This window comes from Caballeronia glebae, assembly GCF_001545035.1.
In the GTDB taxonomy this organism is placed as follows: Bacteria; Pseudomonadota; Gammaproteobacteria; order Burkholderiales; family Burkholderiaceae; genus Caballeronia; species Caballeronia glebae.
In genome coordinates, this window is sequence record NZ_FCOJ02000001.1 from 184,043 (window position 1) to 200,431 (window position 16,389).

Here is a 16,389-nt window from a genome sequence, read left to right on the forward strand (position 1 = left end):
GCCTGATTCTTTTCGACGGCGGAAATCGTGGAAATCGCGGAATGCGCGCCTGTCATATCAAGGGCATTTCGCCGCGCAGACGGCCCGCGGCGCCGGAGAAGTCCGCGCCCGACGGCGCCTGATAAAGCCGCAGGCCCATCTCCGGAAGTATCGAGAGCAGATGATCGAATACGTCGCCCTGAATGCGCTCGTATTGCGTCCACGCGGTCGTCGCGGTGAAGCAATAAACCTCGATCGGAATGCCCTGCGATTCCGGCTCCATCATGCGCACCATGATCGTCATGTCCTGGCGAATCTCTGGATGGCGCTGCAAATACGCGAGCCCATACGCGCGGAACGTGCCGATATTCGTCAGCCGCCGCCGGTTCGCGGGCTCGTTCGCGAGTTCGCCGAGATTGCGGTTGGCCTGCTCGACCTCGGTCTGCTTCTGTTCGAGATAATCGTGCAGCAGGCGAAAGTGCTTGAGGCGCGCGGTCTCTTCCTCGGTGACGAAGCGCACGCATTGTGCGTCGATCCGCATGGTTCGCTTGATGCGCCGCCCGCCCGATTCGAACATGTGCCGATAGTTACGATAGCTCTCCGAAAAAAGCTTGTAGGTCGGCACCGTGGTCACGGTGTTGTCCCAGTTCTGCACCTTGACCGTGTGCAGCGCGATGTCCTTCACGAAGCCATCGGCGCCGGCCTGCGGCATTTCGATCCAGTCGCCGATGCGCAACATGTCGTTCGACGTCAACTGCGTACTCGCGACGAGCGACAGCAAGGTGTCCTTGAAGACGAGCAGCAGCACCGCCGAGAGCGCGCCGAGTCCGGAGAGCATCCAGAGCGGCGAACGGTCGATCAGTATCGACAGGACGAGCACGCCGCACACGAGGCCGAGCGCGAGCTTGCCGATCTGGATATAGCCCTTGATCGAGCGCGTCTGCGCTTCCTTGCTTTCCGCGTAGACGTCCTGCCACGCGGAAAGCGCGCTGCCGGCGGCGAAGAACATGCAGACCCACGCGCCGCCGTGCGCGACGCGGCCGATGATCGTTTCCCAGTGGCCGATACGCGGCACTTCGTCAATGCCGAGCGCGACCGTCGCGAACGGCACCGCGTACCAGAGACGGTGATAAGCGCGATGCTCGATGAACGCGCGGTCCCACGCCTGATGCCCCGCGAGCACGAGCAGCCGATGCGCGACATAGAGCATGATGCGCGCCACGACCCATTGCAGAAAAAGCGCGATCAGCGCGAGCGCGATGAGACCCGCGACCGTCTGCGCCCACGGATGAATGGCGAGCAGATGAGGCAGCGGATCGGGCAGGAAATCGAAATTCATAGGGGCCGTGAATGACTGGAAACGCGCCTTGGCATGGCGACGCGCCCCGTATTGTGCATGATCGATGCAGCGGACGCGGCCCGCTCTCGCGCGTTATCGAAAACCCGAGTTCGATGAAAATGAATTTTTTTTGGCCGCGTTTTCGAGTAAATATACTTTCATCGGGTTTCATCGCCATGAGGTCGCAGCGCGTTTCATGTCCCGTTCACTATCGGTTCGTGCGCCGGCGAGCGCCGACGACCTGATCTCCGCGCGCATCGCCGCGGCCATGCCGACGCTCACGCCGATACACCGGCGCATGGGAGCGTTCGTGCTGGCGAACCTGTTCCGTTCGGCGACGATGCGCATCGACGAACTGGCGGGCGCGGTGGGCGCGTCGGTGGCGACGGCCAACCGTTTCGCGCGCGCGCTCGGCTTCTCCGGTTATCCGGCGTTTCGCGAGGCGCTCGTGCGCGGCTTCGAGGCGACCATCGCGCCGGTCGAGCGCCTGCGCACCGCGCTCGAATCGCCCGCGAGCGGGGCCGAAGTGTTCGATGCGTCGCTCGCGCAGGCGGCCGCGAATCTGCGTCTTGCACAGACCTCCGTCGATGGCGCGAAGGCCGAGGCGATCGTCGATACGATCCTCGCCGCGCCGCGCGTCTTCGTGATCGGCTACGGCGCGAGCGCGTTTCTCGCCGGCCTGATGGAGCACGGGCTCACACCGTATTGCGCGAACGTGCAGTCGCTCGCGTTGACGGGCGGGCCGTCTCACGCGGCGCGCAGGCTTTTCACGGCGTCGCGCGGCGATGTGCTCATCGCGATCGCGTTTCCGCGTTACGTCGACGACACCATCACGCTTGCGCGGCTCGCGCGCGATCACGGTCTGCGCGTGGTCGCGTTGACGGACAGCGGCGCGTCGCCGCTCGCGCCAGTCGCGGATCTCGTGCTCGCGATCCGCGCCGAGCGCAGGCTCGCGGCGAATTGCGATACGGCCGTGCTCGCCGTCATCGAAGCGCTGTGCGATGCGGTCGCGCATCGGGCCAGGCGCTCGGTCGAGGCGGCATCGGGGCTGACCGAATTCGTTTTGCCGTGGCTCGTCGCGCCGTCGCTGCCCAACGATGCGCAAGCGGTTCAGGCAACGCGCCGCACGGCGGCGAAACGACACACTCACACGGAACCGCGCGAATCATGAAGGCCACACCAGTCATTGCCATTCACGGCGGCGCGGGCACGATCCTGCGCCAAGCGATGAACGCCGAAACGGAAGGGCGCTATCACACGGCGCTCACCGTGATCCTGAGCGCGGGCCAGCGCGTGCTCGCCGATGGCGGCAGCGCGCTCGATGCCGTCACCGAAGCCGTGCGCCTGCTCGAAGACTGTCCGCTCTTCAACGCGGGTCACGGCGCGGTGTTCACGGCGGCCGGCACGCACGAGCTCGACGCTTCCGTGATGGACGGCGCGACGCTCGAAGCCGGCGCGATCAGTTGCGTGACGCGCGTGAAGAACCCGGTGCTCGCCGCGCGTCGCGTGCTCGACGTGAGCGATCACGTCATGTTCACGGCGGCCGGCGCGGAGGCGTTCGCTGCGGCGCAGGGCCTCGAATTCGTCGATCCGTCGTACTTCTACACCGAAGCGCGATATCAGCAATGGCAGAAGGCGCGCGGCACGTCGGGCACGATGCTCGATCACGATGCCACGACGAAGTTCGCCTTCCCTAACGGTGCGGGCGATACGAACGATGCGGGCGATCCCATCGATCCGGACAAGAAGTTCGGCACGGTCGGCGCGGTCGCGCTCGACGCGAGCGGTCATCTCGCGGCGGCGACATCGACGGGCGGCATCACGAACAAGCAGGCCGGCCGCGTCGGCGATGCGCCGCTGATCGGCGCGGGCTGTTACGCGAACGACGCGACCTGCGCGGTCTCGACCACGGGCACGGGCGAGATGTTCATGCGCATGCTCGCCGCCTACGATGTCTCGGCGCAGATGGAATACCGCGGCGTGTCGCTTGCGGAGGCATCGGACGATGTCGTGATGAACAAGCTCCCGCGCATTGAAGGACGCGGCGGGCTCGTCGCCGTCGATGCGAAAGGCAACGTCGTGCTGCCGTTCAACACGGAAGGCATGTATCGCGGCTTCGCGCGCGTGGGCGAAGCGCCCGTCACGGCGATCTACCGATGATGAACGCCACCTTGCCCGATTCCCGCGTCATCGACGTGCGCGATCTGTCGGTCTCGTTTCGCTCGCGTTCGCGCACGATCGAAGCCGTGCGCAATATTTCGTTCACCGTGGATCGCGGCGAGACGCTCGCGATCGTCGGCGAATCGGGCTCGGGCAAATCGGTCACATCGCTCGCGCTGATGCGTCTCGTCGAGCATGGCGGCGGACGCATCGTTTCGGGCGGCATCGCGTTTCGCCGACGCAACGGACAAGTCCTCGATCTCGCGAAAGCGTCGTCGGCGACGATGCGCGGCGTGCGCGGCGCGGACATCGCGATGATCTTCCAGGAGCCGATGACATCGCTCAATCCGGTGTTCACGGTCGGCGACCAGATCGCGGAAGCCATCGCGTTGCATCAGGGCAAGAGCCGCTCGGAAGCGCGCGCCGAGGCACTGCGTCTGCTCGACCTCGTGCGCATTCCCGAATCGCGACGCGTGTTCGCGCGCTATCCGCATCAGTTGTCGGGCGGCATGCGCCAGCGCGTGATGATCGCGATGGCGCTCTCGTGCAAGCCCGCGCTTCTGATTGCCGACGAGCCGACGACCGCGCTCGACGTGACGATTCAGGCGCAGATCCTGCAACTCGTGCGCGGCCTGCAGGACGATCTGAACATGGCCGTGATCTTCATCACGCACGACATGGGCGTGGTCGCGGAAGTGGCGGATCGCGTGCTCGTGATGTATCGCGGCGAGAAAGTGGAAGAGGCCGAATCCGACGTGCTGTTTCACGCGCCGAAACATCCGTACACGAAGGCTTTGCTCGCCGCCGTGCCGACGCTCGGCGCGATGCGCGGCACCGATCGTCCCGCGAAGTTCCCGATCCTCGAAGTCGAGCCGGTGCAAAGTGCGCCCGACGACGCGAGCGCGTTGCGCCCCTCGGAAGCGGTCGAGAAGGAGAAGCAGCCTGCCGTCGATGAAAGCATCGCGCCCATCTTGCGCGTGCGCGATCTCGTCACGCGCTTTCCGGTGAAGAGCGGCTTGTTCGGCCGCACGACGGCCGCGGTGCATGCGGTCGAGCGCGTGAGCTTCGATTTGCGTCCGGGCGAAACGCTCGCGCTCGTCGGCGAATCGGGCTGCGGCAAGTCCACGACGGGGCGCTCGTTGCTGAGGCTCGTCGAGAGTCAGAGCGGTTCCATCGAATTCGATGGACGCGACATCAGCAAGCTCGAAGGTCATGCGCTGCAGACGCTCAGACGCAATATCCAGTTCATTTTTCAGGACCCTTTCGCGTCGCTCAATCCGCGTCTGACCGTGGGATTTTCGGTGATGGAACCGCTGCTCGTGCATCGCGTCGCGAGTGGAAGAGAAGCACAGGCGCGCGTCGACTGGCTGCTCGACAAGGTCGGCTTGCCGGCCGAAGCCGCGCAACGATATCCGCATGAATTCTCGGGCGGTCAACGACAGCGCATCGCGATTGCGCGCGCGCTCGCGTTGAACCCGAAAGTCGTGATCGCCGATGAATCCGTATCCGCGCTCGATGTCTCCGTGCGCGCGCAGATCGTCAACCTGATGCTCGATCTGCAGCGCGAACTGGGCGTCGCGTATCTCTTCATCTCGCACGACATGGCGGTCGTGGAGCGCGTGAGTCATCGCGTGGCGGTGATGTATCTCGGGCAGATCGTCGAGATCGGGCCGCGCGCGGCGGTGTTCGAGGCGCCGCGTCATCCGTACACGCGCAAGCTGATGAGCGCGGTGCCCGTCGCCGATCCGTCGCGCAGACACGCGAAGCGCATGCTCGCCGCCGACGAGATTCCAAGCCCAATCCGCAAGCTCGGCGACGAGCCCATCGTCGCGAAACTCGTAGCTGTGGGACCGGACCATTACGTTGCCGAGCATCATGTCGGCGGCGCGTACTGAAGACCCAACCAAAACGTCTAGCCAAAGGAGTCCAACGATGCCGTCCTTCAAACTGCGCTCGATGCTCGCCGCCAGTGCATTCGCCGCGTCGATCTCACTCGCGCCGGTCGCCGCGCACGCGCAAAGCACCGCCGTGATGGCCGTCGCCTCGACCTTCACGACGATGGACCCATACGACGCCAACGACACGCTCTCGCAGGCGGTGGCGAAGTCGTTCTACGAAGGCCTGTTCGGTTTCGACAAGGACATGAAGATCCGCAACGTGCTCGCGACGAGCTACGAGGCGAGCGCCGACGCCAAGGTCTACACGATTCATCTGCGCCATGACGTGAAGTTCCAGGACGGCACCGACTTCAATGCGGACGCGGTGAAGGCCGTGTTCGACCGCGTGACGAACCCGGACAACAAGCTCAAGCGCTACAACCTCTTCAACAAGATCGAGAAGACCGAAGTGGTCGATCCGTACACGGTGAAGATCACGCTGAAGATTCCGTTCTCGGCGTTCATCAACGTGCTTGCGCATCCGTCGGCGGTGATGATCTCGCCGGCCGCGTTGCAGAAGTACGGCAAGGAGATCGCGTTTCATCCGGTGGGCACGGGCCCGTTCGAGTTCGTCGAATGGAAACAGACCGACGATCTGAAGGTGAAGAAGTTCGCCGGTTACTGGCGCAAGGGTTTGCCGAAGATCGACATGATCGACTGGAAGCCCGTGGTCGATAACAACACGCGCGCCGCGCTCATGCAAACCGGCGAGGCGGACTTCGCGTTCTCGATTCCGTTCGAACAGGCCGCTACGCTCAAGGCGAGCCCGAAGGTCGATCTGATCGCGGCGCCGTCGATCATTCAGCGCTACGTCAGCATGAACACGCTGCAAAAGCCCTTCGACAATCCGAAGGTGCGCGAGGCGATGAACTACGCGATCAACAAGGAAGCACTCGTCAAGGTCGCGTTCGCGGGTTATGCCGTGCCGGCCGAAGGCGTCGTGCCGCCGGGCGTCGATTACGCGGCCAAGCTCGGACCGTGGAAATACGATCCCGGGAAGGCGCGCGAGTTGCTCAAGGAAGCGGGCTATCCGAACGGTTTCGAGACCGTGCTGTGGTCCGGCTATAACCACACGACCGCGCAGAAGATCATCCAGTTCGTGCAGCAGCAACTCGCGCAAGTGGGCGTGAAGGCATCGGTCGAGGCGCTCGAAGCGGGGCAGCGCGTGCAGCGCATCGAGAGCGCGCCCGATCCGAAGACGGCGCCGGTGCGCATGCTCTACATCGGCTGGTCTTCTTCGACGGGCGAAGCGGACTGGGCGATCTCGCCGCTGCTCGGCGGCGCGTCGTTCCCGCCGAAGCTCTTCAACACCGCGTACTACAAGAACGATCAGGTCGATGACGATCTGTCGAAGGCGCTCGCGACGACCGACCGCGGCGAGAAAGCCAAGCTCTACGCGGACGCGCAAAAACGCATCTGGGCCGATGCGCCGTGGATCTTCCTCGTCACGGAGAAGGTCGTGTATGCGCGCAGCAAGCGTCTGTCGGGCGCGTATGTGATGCCGGACGGCTCATTCAGCTTCGACGAGATCGCGATCAAATGATGGACGCCGACCGGGCCCGCGCGGCCCGGTCTTTTCGGGTCTCACACGATGCTCAACTTCATCGCCAAACGCCTGCTGGGTCTTCTGCCGACGCTTTTCATCGTCGCGGTGCTGGTGTTCTTCTTCGTACACATGTTGCCGGGCGATCCCGCGAGGCTCGCAGCCGGCGCGGAAGCCGACGAAGCCACGGTCGCGCTCGTGCGTGCCGATCTCGGCCTCGACAAGCCGCTGCCGCAACAGCTCGTGGGCTTCTTCGGCAAGGTCGTACATTTCGATTTCGGCATGTCCACGCGCAGCAAGCGGCCCGTGTCGACGGAAATCGGCGAGCGCTTCATGCCGACCTTGTGGCTCACGCTCGCGAGCATGGTGTGGGCCGTGGTTTTCGGCATGGCGATCGGCATCGTGTCGGCGGTGTGGCGCAATCGCTGGCCGGATCGACTCGGCATGACGCTCGCGGTGTCGGGCATTTCGTTTCCGGCGTTCGCGCTCGGCATGTTGCTGATGGAAATCTTCTCGGTGAAACTCGGCTGGCTGCCGATCGTCGGCGACGGCACGTGGAAGGGCTACGTGCTGCCTTCGATCACGCTGGGCGCGGCGGTGGCCGCCGTGATGGCGCGCTTCACGCGCGCATCGTTCGTGGAAGTGCTCGGCGAGGACTTCGTGCGCACCGCGCGCGCGAAAGGCGTGCACGAGCCGATGGTCATCGTGAAGCACTGTCTGCGCAACGCGATGATTCCCGTCGTCACGATGATGGGCCTGCAATTCGGCTTCCTGCTCGGCGGCTCGATCGTCGTCGAGAAGGTGTTCAACTGGCCGGGCCTCGGCCGCCTGCTCGTCGATGCGGTCGAGATGCGCGACTATCCCGTCATTCAGGCGGAAGTGCTGCTGTTCTCGCTGGAGTTCATCGTGATCAATCTGATCGTGGACGTGCTGTACGCGATCATCAATCCGACCATTCGCTTCAAATGAGGACGCGATGAGCGTGACAGTCGAAAGCGCGGCGACCGCGCCGCAAGAAATCCGCACGCCGTGGACCGAGTTCTGGCGCAAGTTCAGGCGGCAACACGTCGCGATGATCGCGGCGGTTTTCGTGTTGCTGCTGATCGTGATCGCGATCGTCGCGCCGTATATCGCGCCTTACGATCCGGAAAACTACTTCGACTACGACGCGCTCAATACGGGTCCATCGGCCGCGCACTGGTTCGGTGTCGATTCGCTGGGCCGCGACATTCTGAGCCGCATACTCGTCGGCAGCCGCATTTCACTGTCGGCGGGCTTGCTCTCGGTCGTGCTCGGCGCGGTGATCGGCACGGTCTTCGGCTTGCTCGCGGGCTATTACGAAGGATGGTGGGACCGCATCGTGATGCGCATCGCGGATGTGCTGTTCGCGTTCCCCGGCATTCTGCTCGCGATCGGCGTGGTCGCGATTCTCGGCAACGGCATGGTGAATGTCGTGTGCGCGGTCGCGATCTTCAGCATTCCCGCGTTCGCGCGGCTCGTGCGCGGCAATACGCTCGCGCTGAAGCATCTCACGTATATCGAGGCGGCGAAGAGCATCGGCGCATCGGACTGGACGATACTCGCGCGGCACATTCTGCCCGGCACGATTTCGTCCGTGGTGGTGTACTTCACGATGCGCATCGGCACGTCGATCATCACGGCCGCGAGCCTCTCGTTTCTCGGACTCGGCGCGCAGCCGCCCACGCCCGAGTGGGGCGCGATGCTCAACGAAGCGCGCGCCGACATGGCGATCGCGCCGCATGTCGCCATCTTCCCGAGCCTGGCGATCTTCTTCACGGTGCTCGCGTTCAATCTGCTCGGCGACGGCCTGCGCGACGCGCTCGATCCGAAGCTCGACCGGCCATGATGCATATCGGTTCGCTCGAAGCGGGACCGCGCGGCACGATCGCCGATGTCGCGGGCGTGACGGTCGGCCATTGCACGCTTGCGCAGGGCGCGGTGCAAACCGGCGTCACGGTGATCCGTCCGCACGGCGGCGACGTGTATCGCGACAAGGCGCCGGCCGCGGCGTGCGTGATCAACGGTTTCGGCAAGAGCGTCGGGCTCGTGCAGGTCGACGAGCTCGGCGTGATCGAAACGCCGATCGCACTGACCAATACCTTCGGCGTCGGCACGCTCGCGAATGCGCAGATTCGCGCGGCTATCGCGGCAAATCCGCGCATCGGACGTGAAGAGCCGAGCGTGAATCCGCTCGTGTTCGAATGCAACGATGGCTATCTCAACGACATGCAAGCGTTCGCGATTGACGAAGCGCATTACATGAGCGCGCTCGATGCGTGCAGCGTCGATTTCGAGCGCGGCGCGGTGGGCGCGGGACGCGGCATGTCGTGCTTCGAACTGAAGGGCGGTATCGGATCGGCTTCGCGTGTGGTGCATATCGACGAGCGCACGTACACGGCCGGCGCGCTCGTGCTCGCGAACTTCGGCCGTCTTCCGCAACTCACGATCGCGGGCGCGGCCGTCGGACGCACGCTGCATGTCGAAAGCGAAGCGCCGAACAAGCCCGAGCAAGGCTCGATCATCATGTTGATCGCAACCGATGCGCCGCTCGACGCGCGGCAATTGCGCCGTGTCGCGATGCGCGCCGCCGCCGGTCTCGCGCGTACCGGATCGGTCTACGGGCACGGCAGCGGCGACATCGCGCTGGCCTTCACGACCGCGTACACGGTGCGGCACGACGCGGCGTTCATCGCGACGCCGCCGCTCGTCAGCGACGCGCGGCTCGATCCGCTCTTTCAAGCCGCCGCCGACAGCATCGAACAGGCGATCCTCGATGCGCTCTTCAGCGCGGAAACGGTCTCCGGACGCGACGGTCATCGGCGCATCTCGCTCAAGCACGCATTGGAAACACGACCATGAAAGTGCTGATCTCGGTGGATATCGAAGGCGTCGCGGGCGTGTTTCATCCGGAGCAGACGCGCGCCGGCAACGCGGAATACGAGCAGGCACGCCGCTGGATGACGCGCGAAGCGGACGCGGCCGCGCAGGGCGCGTTCGATGGCGGCGCGACGCAAGTGTGGATCAACGATTCGCACGGCGGCTTTCGCAATCTGATGCCGGACCTGCTCGATCAACGCGCGCGTCTCGTGCTCGGCAAGCCGCGCACGCTCGGCATGATGGCGGGACTGGAAGCATCGCCGGAAATGGTGTTCATGATCGGCTACCACGCGCGCGCGCAAAGCCGCGGCATTCTCGCGCATACGATCAACAGCGCGGCATTTGCGCGCGTCACTCTCGACGGCGAGGAAGTGGGCGAGGCCGGGCTTTACGGCGCACTCGCCGAGGAACGCGGCGCGCGCGTCGCGCTGCTGACGGGTGACGACGTGTTCGGCGCCGAAACGCTGCCCGCCTTCCCCGGCGCGCGCTTTCTGTGCGTGAAAACCGCGCACGGTCATTCGAGCGGCGTCACGGAAACACCCGCCGCCGCGTGCGAGGCGATCCGGCTCGCCGCGCGCGAAACGATCGAAGCGGCCGCGTCTGATCGGCATCCAAGGCGTTCCGCGACTACCGCACATCGCTGCGAGTTGCGCGCGCAAACGAGCGCATTCGCCGATCTCTTCTGCCAATGGCCGGCGCTCGAACGCATCGATGCCGTGACGCTCGCGTTCGATGCGCCTTCGGCGGAACATGTCGTGCGGATACTCAATTGCCTTTCGGCAATGTCCTTCATGCTACGGTGAGAGTTTGAACCGGGCGCTTTGAGTATCGTTAAAATGGAGTCATTGGCGAGGCCGGCTGTGGTCTCGACGTGTTCCAGACGACGCTCATGCACACTGTGAAGCTCGAACACAACGACGACGAAGTACTCGACCCCGCCGATCCGCAACTGGTCGTGCGCGGCTCGCTTTTCATCGACGGCCGGAATGCCGGCTCGTGGGAAGCGCGACGCGACGGCACGTGGGCGGCGCACGTGCGGCACAAGAGCGGCTGGACCGTCGAGACAAGCCGCGTCGCACTGATCGAGCGGCTCGCCCGGGACGCATAACGCAGTTAACTTCGAATCGATTTCACACATTTCATGTATCTCTCAATCATCGCCGTGGGGATCGGCGGCGGGCTGGGCTCGTTGCTCAGATGGGCCCTGAGCCTGCGCCTGAATGCGATTTTTCCGAATCTACCGCTTGGCACTTTCGCGTCGAACGTCATCGCGGGCTACATCATCGGTGTCGCGGTCGCTTTCTTCGCGCGCTTTCCCGATATCTCCATGGAATGGCGGCTCTTCATCATTACCGGACTGATGGGCGGCCTCTCCACGTTTTCCACGTTTTCGAGCGAGGTAGTCGCGCATCTTCAGCAAGGGCGGCTCGGCTGGGCGCTCGCGGAGATCGCGATCCACGTCGGCGCGTCGCTCGTGATGACCGCGCTCGGTATCGCGACGGTGGCCGTCGCTTCCTGAAGGACTCATCGAGAACGCAGCGTCGACAGCCGCTTTTCAGAAATTTGAACGTTTGCGCGCGCCCGATTCCGGCTCATTCCCGTATACATTTCTGTTTCGCGTATCCAACGCAAGACCCTCGCTGCCTCGGCAGCGGTTTTTTCTTTTTGACAGTAACGAAGGTGATGAAATGCCAGGCCTGCCGCTCATCGAAGTCAGACCGTACCGTGCCAGCGATCTCGACGGTGTAATCGATCTGTTCCAACGCGCCGTGCGCGAAACGGCATCGGCCGACTACAACGAAGCGCAGATCGCAGCCTGGTCGCAAGCCGATCGCGACGAATGGGAACTCGCCCGCGTGAGCCGCCCGACGTGGGTCGGACTCGTCGACGGCGAACTCGCGGGCTTCGCCGATCTCGAAAAGAAAAGCGGTCTCATCGACATGATGTTCGTCGATCCGAAGCACCAGCGCAAAAGCGTGGCGACGTCGCTGCTCGCGCGCATCGAGGCCGAAGCCGAGGAAGTCGGCCTGACTACGCTGCATACCTATTCGAGCGTCACGGGGCGGCCCTTCTTCGAATATTGCGGCTTCACGATGCTGCTGGCGCGCGCCGTCGTGGTGCGGCAACAGCGCTTCGTCCAGTTCGTGATGGAAAAAGTGCTGGATCTGTGAAATCTGTATAGACAAGACGCATGAATCTTCCGGGATCATCCTAGTGAAATCCCGGAGAACCCCTTGTTTCGTCCTTTCAGCCCGTTTAGACTTGAGTCTAACTTGTATAGACAGGACGAACCATGATCACGCTCACGCCCGGAAAACTGACTCTGCCGCAACTGCGTCGCATCGCGCGGGGCTCGGACCCGCTTCGGCTCGACCCGGCCAGCTTCGACGCCATCGACGCCAGCGCGCGCGCCGTCGCCGCGATTGCCGCCAAGGGTGATCCGGCTTACGGCATCAACACGGGTTTCGGGCGGCTTGCCAATACGCACATTCCGGCCGATCAACTGGAACTGCTGCAGAAGAATCTCGTGTTGTCGCATGCGGTGGGCGTCGGCGAGCCGATGTCGCGTCCCGTCGTGCGGCTTTTGATGGCGCTCAAGCTGTCGAGTCTCGGGCGCGGTCATTCGGGCATCCGCCGCGAAGTCATCGACGCGCTCATCACGCTCTTCAACGCCGACGTGCTGCCGATCATCCCGATCAAGGGCTCGGTGGGCGCATCGGGCGATCTCGCGCCGCTCGCGCATATGTCGACCGTGCTGCTCGGCATCGGCGAAGTCACGATTCGCGGCGAGCGCGCCAGTGCGCTCGACGGTCTCGCGGTCGCGGGTCTCAAGCCGCTCACGCTGCAGGCGAAGGAAGGGCTCGCGTTGCTGAACGGCACGCAGGCTTCGGCGGCGCTCGCGCTGTACAACCTCTTCGCGATCGAGGACCTGTTCCGCACCGGACTCGTCGCGGGCGCGCTGTCCGTCGATGCGGCGGCGGGCTCGGTCGTCCCGTTCGATGCGCGTATCCACGAGTTGCGCGGCCATCGCGGGCAAATGGAGTCCGCGGCGGCGTACCGCACGCTTCTGAAGGGCTCGGGCATCAACCTGTCGCACGCGGACTGCGAGAAGGTGCAGGACCCGTACAGCCTGCGCTGCCAGCCGCAGGTAATGGGCGCGTGCCTCGACCAGATGCGTCATGCAGCCGAAGTCCTGCTGATCGAATCGAACGCCGTTTCCGACAATCCGCTGATCTTCCCCGACACGGGCGAAGTGCTGTCGGGCGGCAACTTTCACGCTGAGCCGGTCGCGTTCGCCGCCGACAACCTCGCGCTCGCCGCGGCCGAAATCGGCGCGCTCGCGGAACGCCGCATCGCGTTGCTGATCGACGCAACGCTCTCGGGCCTGCCGCCATTCCTCGTTCGCGACGGCGGCGTCAACTCGGGCTTCATGATCGCGCACGTGACGGCGGCCGCGCTCGCATCCGAGAACAAGACGCTCGCGCATCCGGCGTCGGTCGACTCGCTGCCCACTTCCGCGAACCAGGAAGATCACGTCTCGATGGCGACGTTCGCCGCGCGCAAGCTCGGCGACATCGCGAGCAACACGGCGAACATCCTCGCGATCGAACTACTCGCGGCGGCGCAGGGCGTCGATCTGCGCGCACCGCATCAGACGAGCGCGCCGCTCCTCGAAGTGATGAAGACGCTGCGCGCGCACGTGCCGCATTACGATCTCGATCGCTACTTCGCGCCGGACATCGCCGCGATCGCGACGCTCGTGCAGGAAGGCGCGGTGGCGCGGCACAGCCCGTTCTCGTTCGCCTCGGAACAGCCCGAATGAGCACGCCCGCGTATCAGGAGATCAAGGACTACGTTCTCCAGCGCATTCATGTCGGCGAGTGGAAGGAGGGCGATCAGGTGCCCTCCGAGAACGAACTCGCACGCGAGTTCAAGGTCGCCCGCATGACCGTGAACCGCGCGCTGCGCGAGCTGACCGCCGAGCAGGTGCTCACGCGCGTGCAGGGCGCGGGCACGTTCGTCGCGCAACCGAAGTACGCGTCCACGCTCGTCGAGATTCGCAGTATTTCCGATGAAATCGTCGCGCGCGGCCACGCGTATCGCGCAGAAGTGCTGCATCTGGGCGCGTCGATCGTCGACGAAGCGCTCGCCGCCGAAATGCATCTGACAGTCGGCAGCCCGGTGTTTCATTCGCGCGTGCTGCACTTCGAGAACGACGAGCCGGTGCAAATGGAAGAGCGTTACGTAAATCCCGCGCTCGCGCCGGAATACGCGCGCCAGGATTTCACGACCATCACGCCGAATCAATATCTGATGACAGCCGCGCCGCTGCAGCGCGTCGAGTATCGGATCGAGGCGTCGGTGCCGTCGGCGGAGATTCGGCTTGCGCTCGCGATGGCGGAGGGCGAGCCGTGTCTGTTGCTGCATCGGCGCACGTGGTCGCGCGATGCGGTGGCGTCGGTCGCGAATCTCTGGCATCCGGGCGATCGCTATCAATTCACCGGACACTTCTGACCGTGATGATCATTCGTGCCGATTCGCTCACGCCCGCGCCGTGGAAGAACGGCGGCGGGCTCACACGCGAGATCGCGGCGGAACCGCAAGGCGTATCGCTCGATGCGTTCGCGTGGCGTCTGTCGCTCGCCGACGTGGCGTCCGATGGCGCATTCTCGAACTTCGCGGGCGTCGATCGCGTGCTCGTGCTGCTCGACGGCGCGGGCATGCGTCTGGCGCAAGCGCACGGCGGCGTGCATGTGCTCGATGCGCCGCTCGCGATAGCGCATTTCGCTGGCGAGACGCCGATTCACGCGACGCTGATCGATGGCCCCACGCGCGATTTCAACGTGATGGTGCGCCGCGATCGCGCGCGCGCAACGGTTGCCGCCGGGCGCACTTCAGGCTCGCTCGCGCATGAACACGACCTGACGTTTCTGTTCTGCGCGCAAGGCCGGATCGACATCAAACTCGCCGATGATGCGCGCCATACGCTGGAAGCAGGCGACACCTTGCGCGTCGATCGCGCAACGCCGCTGAACTGGGCGGTGCGGGACGGCGGATCGTGGCTGCTGGTCGGCATCGATCTGTCTTAAGAACGGCGGACGGCTCGCGAGTAGCCGCGCATCGACATAGCAAGGGAGACAAACGATGAACGCATTCTTCGCGGAGCACGCGCGCCTCGCCGATGGCTGGCGGCGCGACGTGCTGCTCGAATGGGACGACGCCGGCACGCTCGTGCGCGTCGCGCCGGACAGCGTGGCGCCGGCGGGCGTCGAACGGGCGAAAGGGCCGATCGTGCCCGGCATGCCGAACCTGCACTCGCACGCGTTTCAGCGCGCGATGGCGGGCCTCGCCGAATATCGCGCGAGCGTCGCCGATACCTTCTGGAGCTGGCGCGATCTCATGTATCGCTTCGCCGCGCGGATCGGCCCGGAATCGCTCGCGGATATCGCGCACTGGCTTTACATCGAGATGCTGAAGGCGGGCTACACGTCGGTGTGCGAGTTCCATTACGTGCATCACGCGCCCGATGGCGCGCCCTATGCGAATCGCGCGGAACTCGCCGAGCGTGTCGTCGATGCAGCCGAGCGCGCGGGCATCGGCATGACGATGCTGCCGGTGCTCTACGAATACAGCGGCTTCGGCAAGAGCGCACCGCGCGAGGATCAGCGCCGCTTTCTCAATACGCCCGAGTCGCTGCTCTCGCTCATCGACGCACTCGCGCGCGCGCGGCCCGAGAACGGCGCGCGACGTTATGGCGTCGCGCCGCATTCGTTGCGGGCGGTGTCGGGCGAATCGCTCGCGGCGGTCATCGAGGGACTCGACGCGCGCTTCGGGCGCGCGCCCTTGCATATCCATATCGCGGAGCAGACCGCCGAAGTGCAAGCGTGCGTTGCGGCCACGGGGCATCGTCCGGTGCAATGGCTGCTCGAACGCTTCAACGTCGACGAGCGCTGGTGCCTCGTGCACGCGACGCATGTCGACGCGAACGAGTGCGCACGGCTTGCGGCGAGCGGCGCGGTCGCGGGTCTGTGTCTCACGACCGAGGCGAATCTCGGCGACGGCGTCTTCCCGTCGCGCGATTATCTCGATGCGGGCGGGCGCATCGGCGTCGGCTCCGATAGTCACGTCGGCGTGGACTGGCGCTCCGAGTTGCGTCTGCTGGAATACGGCCAGCGCCTGTGCCGGCAGCAACGCAACGTGCTCGCGTCGACGACGCAGAGCCGCCCCGCCGATCGTCTTTTCGATGCCGCGCTCGACGGCGGCGCGCACGCGACAGGACGGCCGGTCGGCGCGCTCGGGCAAGGCTTACGCGCCGACTGGCTCGTGCTCGACGACGCGCATCCGGGCATAGGCGGCCATGCGCGCGACACATGGCTTTCGAGCGCTGTTTTCTGCGAACATGGCGAGACGCCCATCCGCGATGTCTTCGTCGCCGGCCGCAAGGTGATCGATGCGCGCCGTCACGCGCAGGAAGACGAAGCGCTCGTGCGTTATCGCGCCGCTCTGCGCGGCTTGCTGGATTGAGGTCTCAA

At 64.9% G+C, this 16,389-nt stretch carries 16 protein-coding genes; 15 read left to right on the forward strand and 1 reads right to left on the reverse strand.

Annotated elements, in window-relative coordinates:
- Window positions 1–52 precede the first annotated feature (52 nt).
- The gene (locus AWB82_RS00850) at window positions 53–1,318 is read right to left on the reverse strand and encodes a mechanosensitive ion channel family protein (protein ID WP_086964857.1); all 1,266 of its coding nucleotides are present in this window, start codon (window positions 1,316–1,318) and stop codon (window positions 53–55) included.
- Between the two features lie 196 nt (window positions 1,319–1,514).
- On the opposite strand from AWB82_RS00850, the gene AWB82_RS00855 reads away from it, so the two are divergent.
- The 15 genes from AWB82_RS00855 to AWB82_RS00925 all read left to right on the forward strand — a co-directional run bounded on the left by AWB82_RS00855 (window position 1,515) and on the right by AWB82_RS00925 (window position 16,381).
- The gene (locus AWB82_RS00855) at window positions 1,515–2,489 is read left to right on the forward strand and encodes a MurR/RpiR family transcriptional regulator (protein WP_086965178.1); all 975 of its coding nucleotides are present in this window, start codon (window positions 1,515–1,517) and stop codon (window positions 2,487–2,489) included.
- Window positions 2,486–3,478 (forward strand): isoaspartyl peptidase/L-asparaginase family protein, encoded by a 993-nt coding sequence (locus tag AWB82_RS00860; protein WP_086964859.1) that lies wholly within the window; start codon window positions 2,486–2,488, stop codon window positions 3,476–3,478. The genes AWB82_RS00855 and AWB82_RS00860 overlap by 4 nt, the downstream gene beginning before the upstream one ends.
- The gene (locus AWB82_RS00865; RefSeq protein ID WP_086964861.1) at window positions 3,475–5,373 is read left to right on the forward strand and encodes a dipeptide ABC transporter ATP-binding protein; all 1,899 of its coding nucleotides are present in this window, start codon (window positions 3,475–3,477) and stop codon (window positions 5,371–5,373) included. The genes AWB82_RS00860 and AWB82_RS00865 overlap by 4 nt, the downstream gene beginning before the upstream one ends.
- A 37-nt stretch (window positions 5,374–5,410) precedes the next feature.
- On the forward strand, window positions 5,411–6,958 hold the full coding sequence (gene gsiB / locus AWB82_RS00870; RefSeq protein WP_086964863.1) for a glutathione ABC transporter substrate-binding protein GsiB: 1,548 nt from the start codon (window positions 5,411–5,413) through the stop codon (window positions 6,956–6,958).
- Window positions 6,959–7,006: 48 nt separating this feature from the next.
- Complete coding sequence (gene gsiC, locus AWB82_RS00875; RefSeq protein ID WP_086964865.1) at window positions 7,007–7,927, forward strand: glutathione ABC transporter permease GsiC; 921 nt, start codon at window positions 7,007–7,009, stop codon at window positions 7,925–7,927.
- Between the two features lie 7 nt (window positions 7,928–7,934).
- Window positions 7,935–8,825, forward strand: a complete 891-nt coding sequence (gsiD, locus tag AWB82_RS00880) for a glutathione ABC transporter permease GsiD (RefSeq protein WP_086964867.1) — start codon at window positions 7,935–7,937, stop codon at window positions 8,823–8,825.
- Entirely contained in the window at window positions 8,822–9,838 is a 1,017-nt protein-coding gene (locus tag AWB82_RS00885; protein ID WP_086964868.1) for a DmpA family aminopeptidase, read from the forward strand. Before gsiD ends, AWB82_RS00885 begins: the two co-directional genes overlap by 4 nt.
- Window positions 9,835–10,659: a M55 family metallopeptidase gene (locus AWB82_RS00890; protein ID WP_086964870.1), complete on the forward strand. Its 825-nt coding sequence runs from the start codon at window positions 9,835–9,837 to the stop codon at window positions 10,657–10,659. Before AWB82_RS00885 ends, AWB82_RS00890 begins: the two co-directional genes overlap by 4 nt.
- Before the next feature lie 86 nt (window positions 10,660–10,745).
- Window positions 10,746–10,964 carry a hypothetical protein gene (locus tag AWB82_RS00895; RefSeq protein WP_086965180.1) on the forward strand — a complete coding sequence of 73 codons (219 nt, stop codon included), beginning with the start codon at window positions 10,746–10,748 and terminating at the stop codon, window positions 10,962–10,964.
- Between the two features lie 33 nt (window positions 10,965–10,997).
- Entirely contained in the window at window positions 10,998–11,375 is a 378-nt protein-coding gene (gene crcB / locus AWB82_RS00900) for a fluoride efflux transporter CrcB (protein WP_086964872.1), read from the forward strand.
- 169 nt (window positions 11,376–11,544) lie between these two features.
- Window positions 11,545–12,027, forward strand: a complete 483-nt coding sequence (locus AWB82_RS00905; protein ID WP_086964874.1) for a GNAT family N-acetyltransferase — start codon at window positions 11,545–11,547, stop codon at window positions 12,025–12,027.
- A 122-nt stretch (window positions 12,028–12,149) separates the two neighbouring features.
- Window positions 12,150–13,679: a histidine ammonia-lyase gene (gene hutH / locus AWB82_RS00910; protein WP_086964876.1), complete on the forward strand. Its 1,530-nt coding sequence runs from the start codon at window positions 12,150–12,152 to the stop codon at window positions 13,677–13,679.
- Window positions 13,676–14,371: a histidine utilization repressor gene (gene hutC, locus AWB82_RS00915; protein ID WP_086964878.1), complete on the forward strand. Its 696-nt coding sequence runs from the start codon at window positions 13,676–13,678 to the stop codon at window positions 14,369–14,371. Before hutH ends, hutC begins: the two co-directional genes overlap by 4 nt.
- A 5-nt stretch (window positions 14,372–14,376) precedes the next feature.
- Complete coding sequence (locus AWB82_RS00920) at window positions 14,377–14,946, forward strand: HutD/Ves family protein (RefSeq protein ID WP_086964879.1); 570 nt, start codon at window positions 14,377–14,379, stop codon at window positions 14,944–14,946.
- Window positions 14,947–15,001: 55 nt separating this feature from the next.
- Window positions 15,002–16,381 (forward strand): formimidoylglutamate deiminase, encoded by a 1,380-nt coding sequence (locus AWB82_RS00925; RefSeq protein ID WP_086964881.1) that lies wholly within the window; start codon window positions 15,002–15,004, stop codon window positions 16,379–16,381.
- The last annotated feature ends 8 nt before the right edge of the window (window positions 16,382–16,389 follow it).

Coding starts and splice junctions, on each gene's coding strand:
- AWB82_RS00850 (WP_086964857.1), bottom strand. CDS start 1,318: ATGAATTTCGATTTCCTGCCCGATCCGCTGCCTCATCTGCTCGCCATT.
- AWB82_RS00855 (WP_086965178.1), top strand. CDS start 1,515: ATGTCCCGTTCACTATCGGTTCGTGCGCCGGCGAGCGCCGACGACCTG.
- AWB82_RS00860 (WP_086964859.1), top strand. CDS start 2,486: ATGAAGGCCACACCAGTCATTGCCATTCACGGCGGCGCGGGCACGATC.
- AWB82_RS00865 (WP_086964861.1), top strand. CDS start 3,475: ATGATGAACGCCACCTTGCCCGATTCCCGCGTCATCGACGTGCGCGAT.
- gsiB (WP_086964863.1), top strand. CDS start 5,411: ATGCCGTCCTTCAAACTGCGCTCGATGCTCGCCGCCAGTGCATTCGCC.
- gsiC (WP_086964865.1), top strand. CDS start 7,007: ATGCTCAACTTCATCGCCAAACGCCTGCTGGGTCTTCTGCCGACGCTT.
- gsiD (WP_086964867.1), top strand. CDS start 7,935: ATGAGCGTGACAGTCGAAAGCGCGGCGACCGCGCCGCAAGAAATCCGC.
- AWB82_RS00885 (WP_086964868.1), top strand. CDS start 8,822: ATGATGCATATCGGTTCGCTCGAAGCGGGACCGCGCGGCACGATCGCC.
- AWB82_RS00890 (WP_086964870.1), top strand. CDS start 9,835: ATGAAAGTGCTGATCTCGGTGGATATCGAAGGCGTCGCGGGCGTGTTT.
- AWB82_RS00895 (WP_086965180.1), top strand. CDS start 10,746: ATGCACACTGTGAAGCTCGAACACAACGACGACGAAGTACTCGACCCC.
- crcB (WP_086964872.1), top strand. CDS start 10,998: ATGTATCTCTCAATCATCGCCGTGGGGATCGGCGGCGGGCTGGGCTCG.
- AWB82_RS00905 (WP_086964874.1), top strand. CDS start 11,545: ATGCCAGGCCTGCCGCTCATCGAAGTCAGACCGTACCGTGCCAGCGAT.
- hutH (WP_086964876.1), top strand. CDS start 12,150: ATGATCACGCTCACGCCCGGAAAACTGACTCTGCCGCAACTGCGTCGC.
- hutC (WP_086964878.1), top strand. CDS start 13,676: ATGAGCACGCCCGCGTATCAGGAGATCAAGGACTACGTTCTCCAGCGC.
- AWB82_RS00920 (WP_086964879.1), top strand. CDS start 14,377: ATGATCATTCGTGCCGATTCGCTCACGCCCGCGCCGTGGAAGAACGGC.
- AWB82_RS00925 (WP_086964881.1), top strand. CDS start 15,002: ATGAACGCATTCTTCGCGGAGCACGCGCGCCTCGCCGATGGCTGGCGG.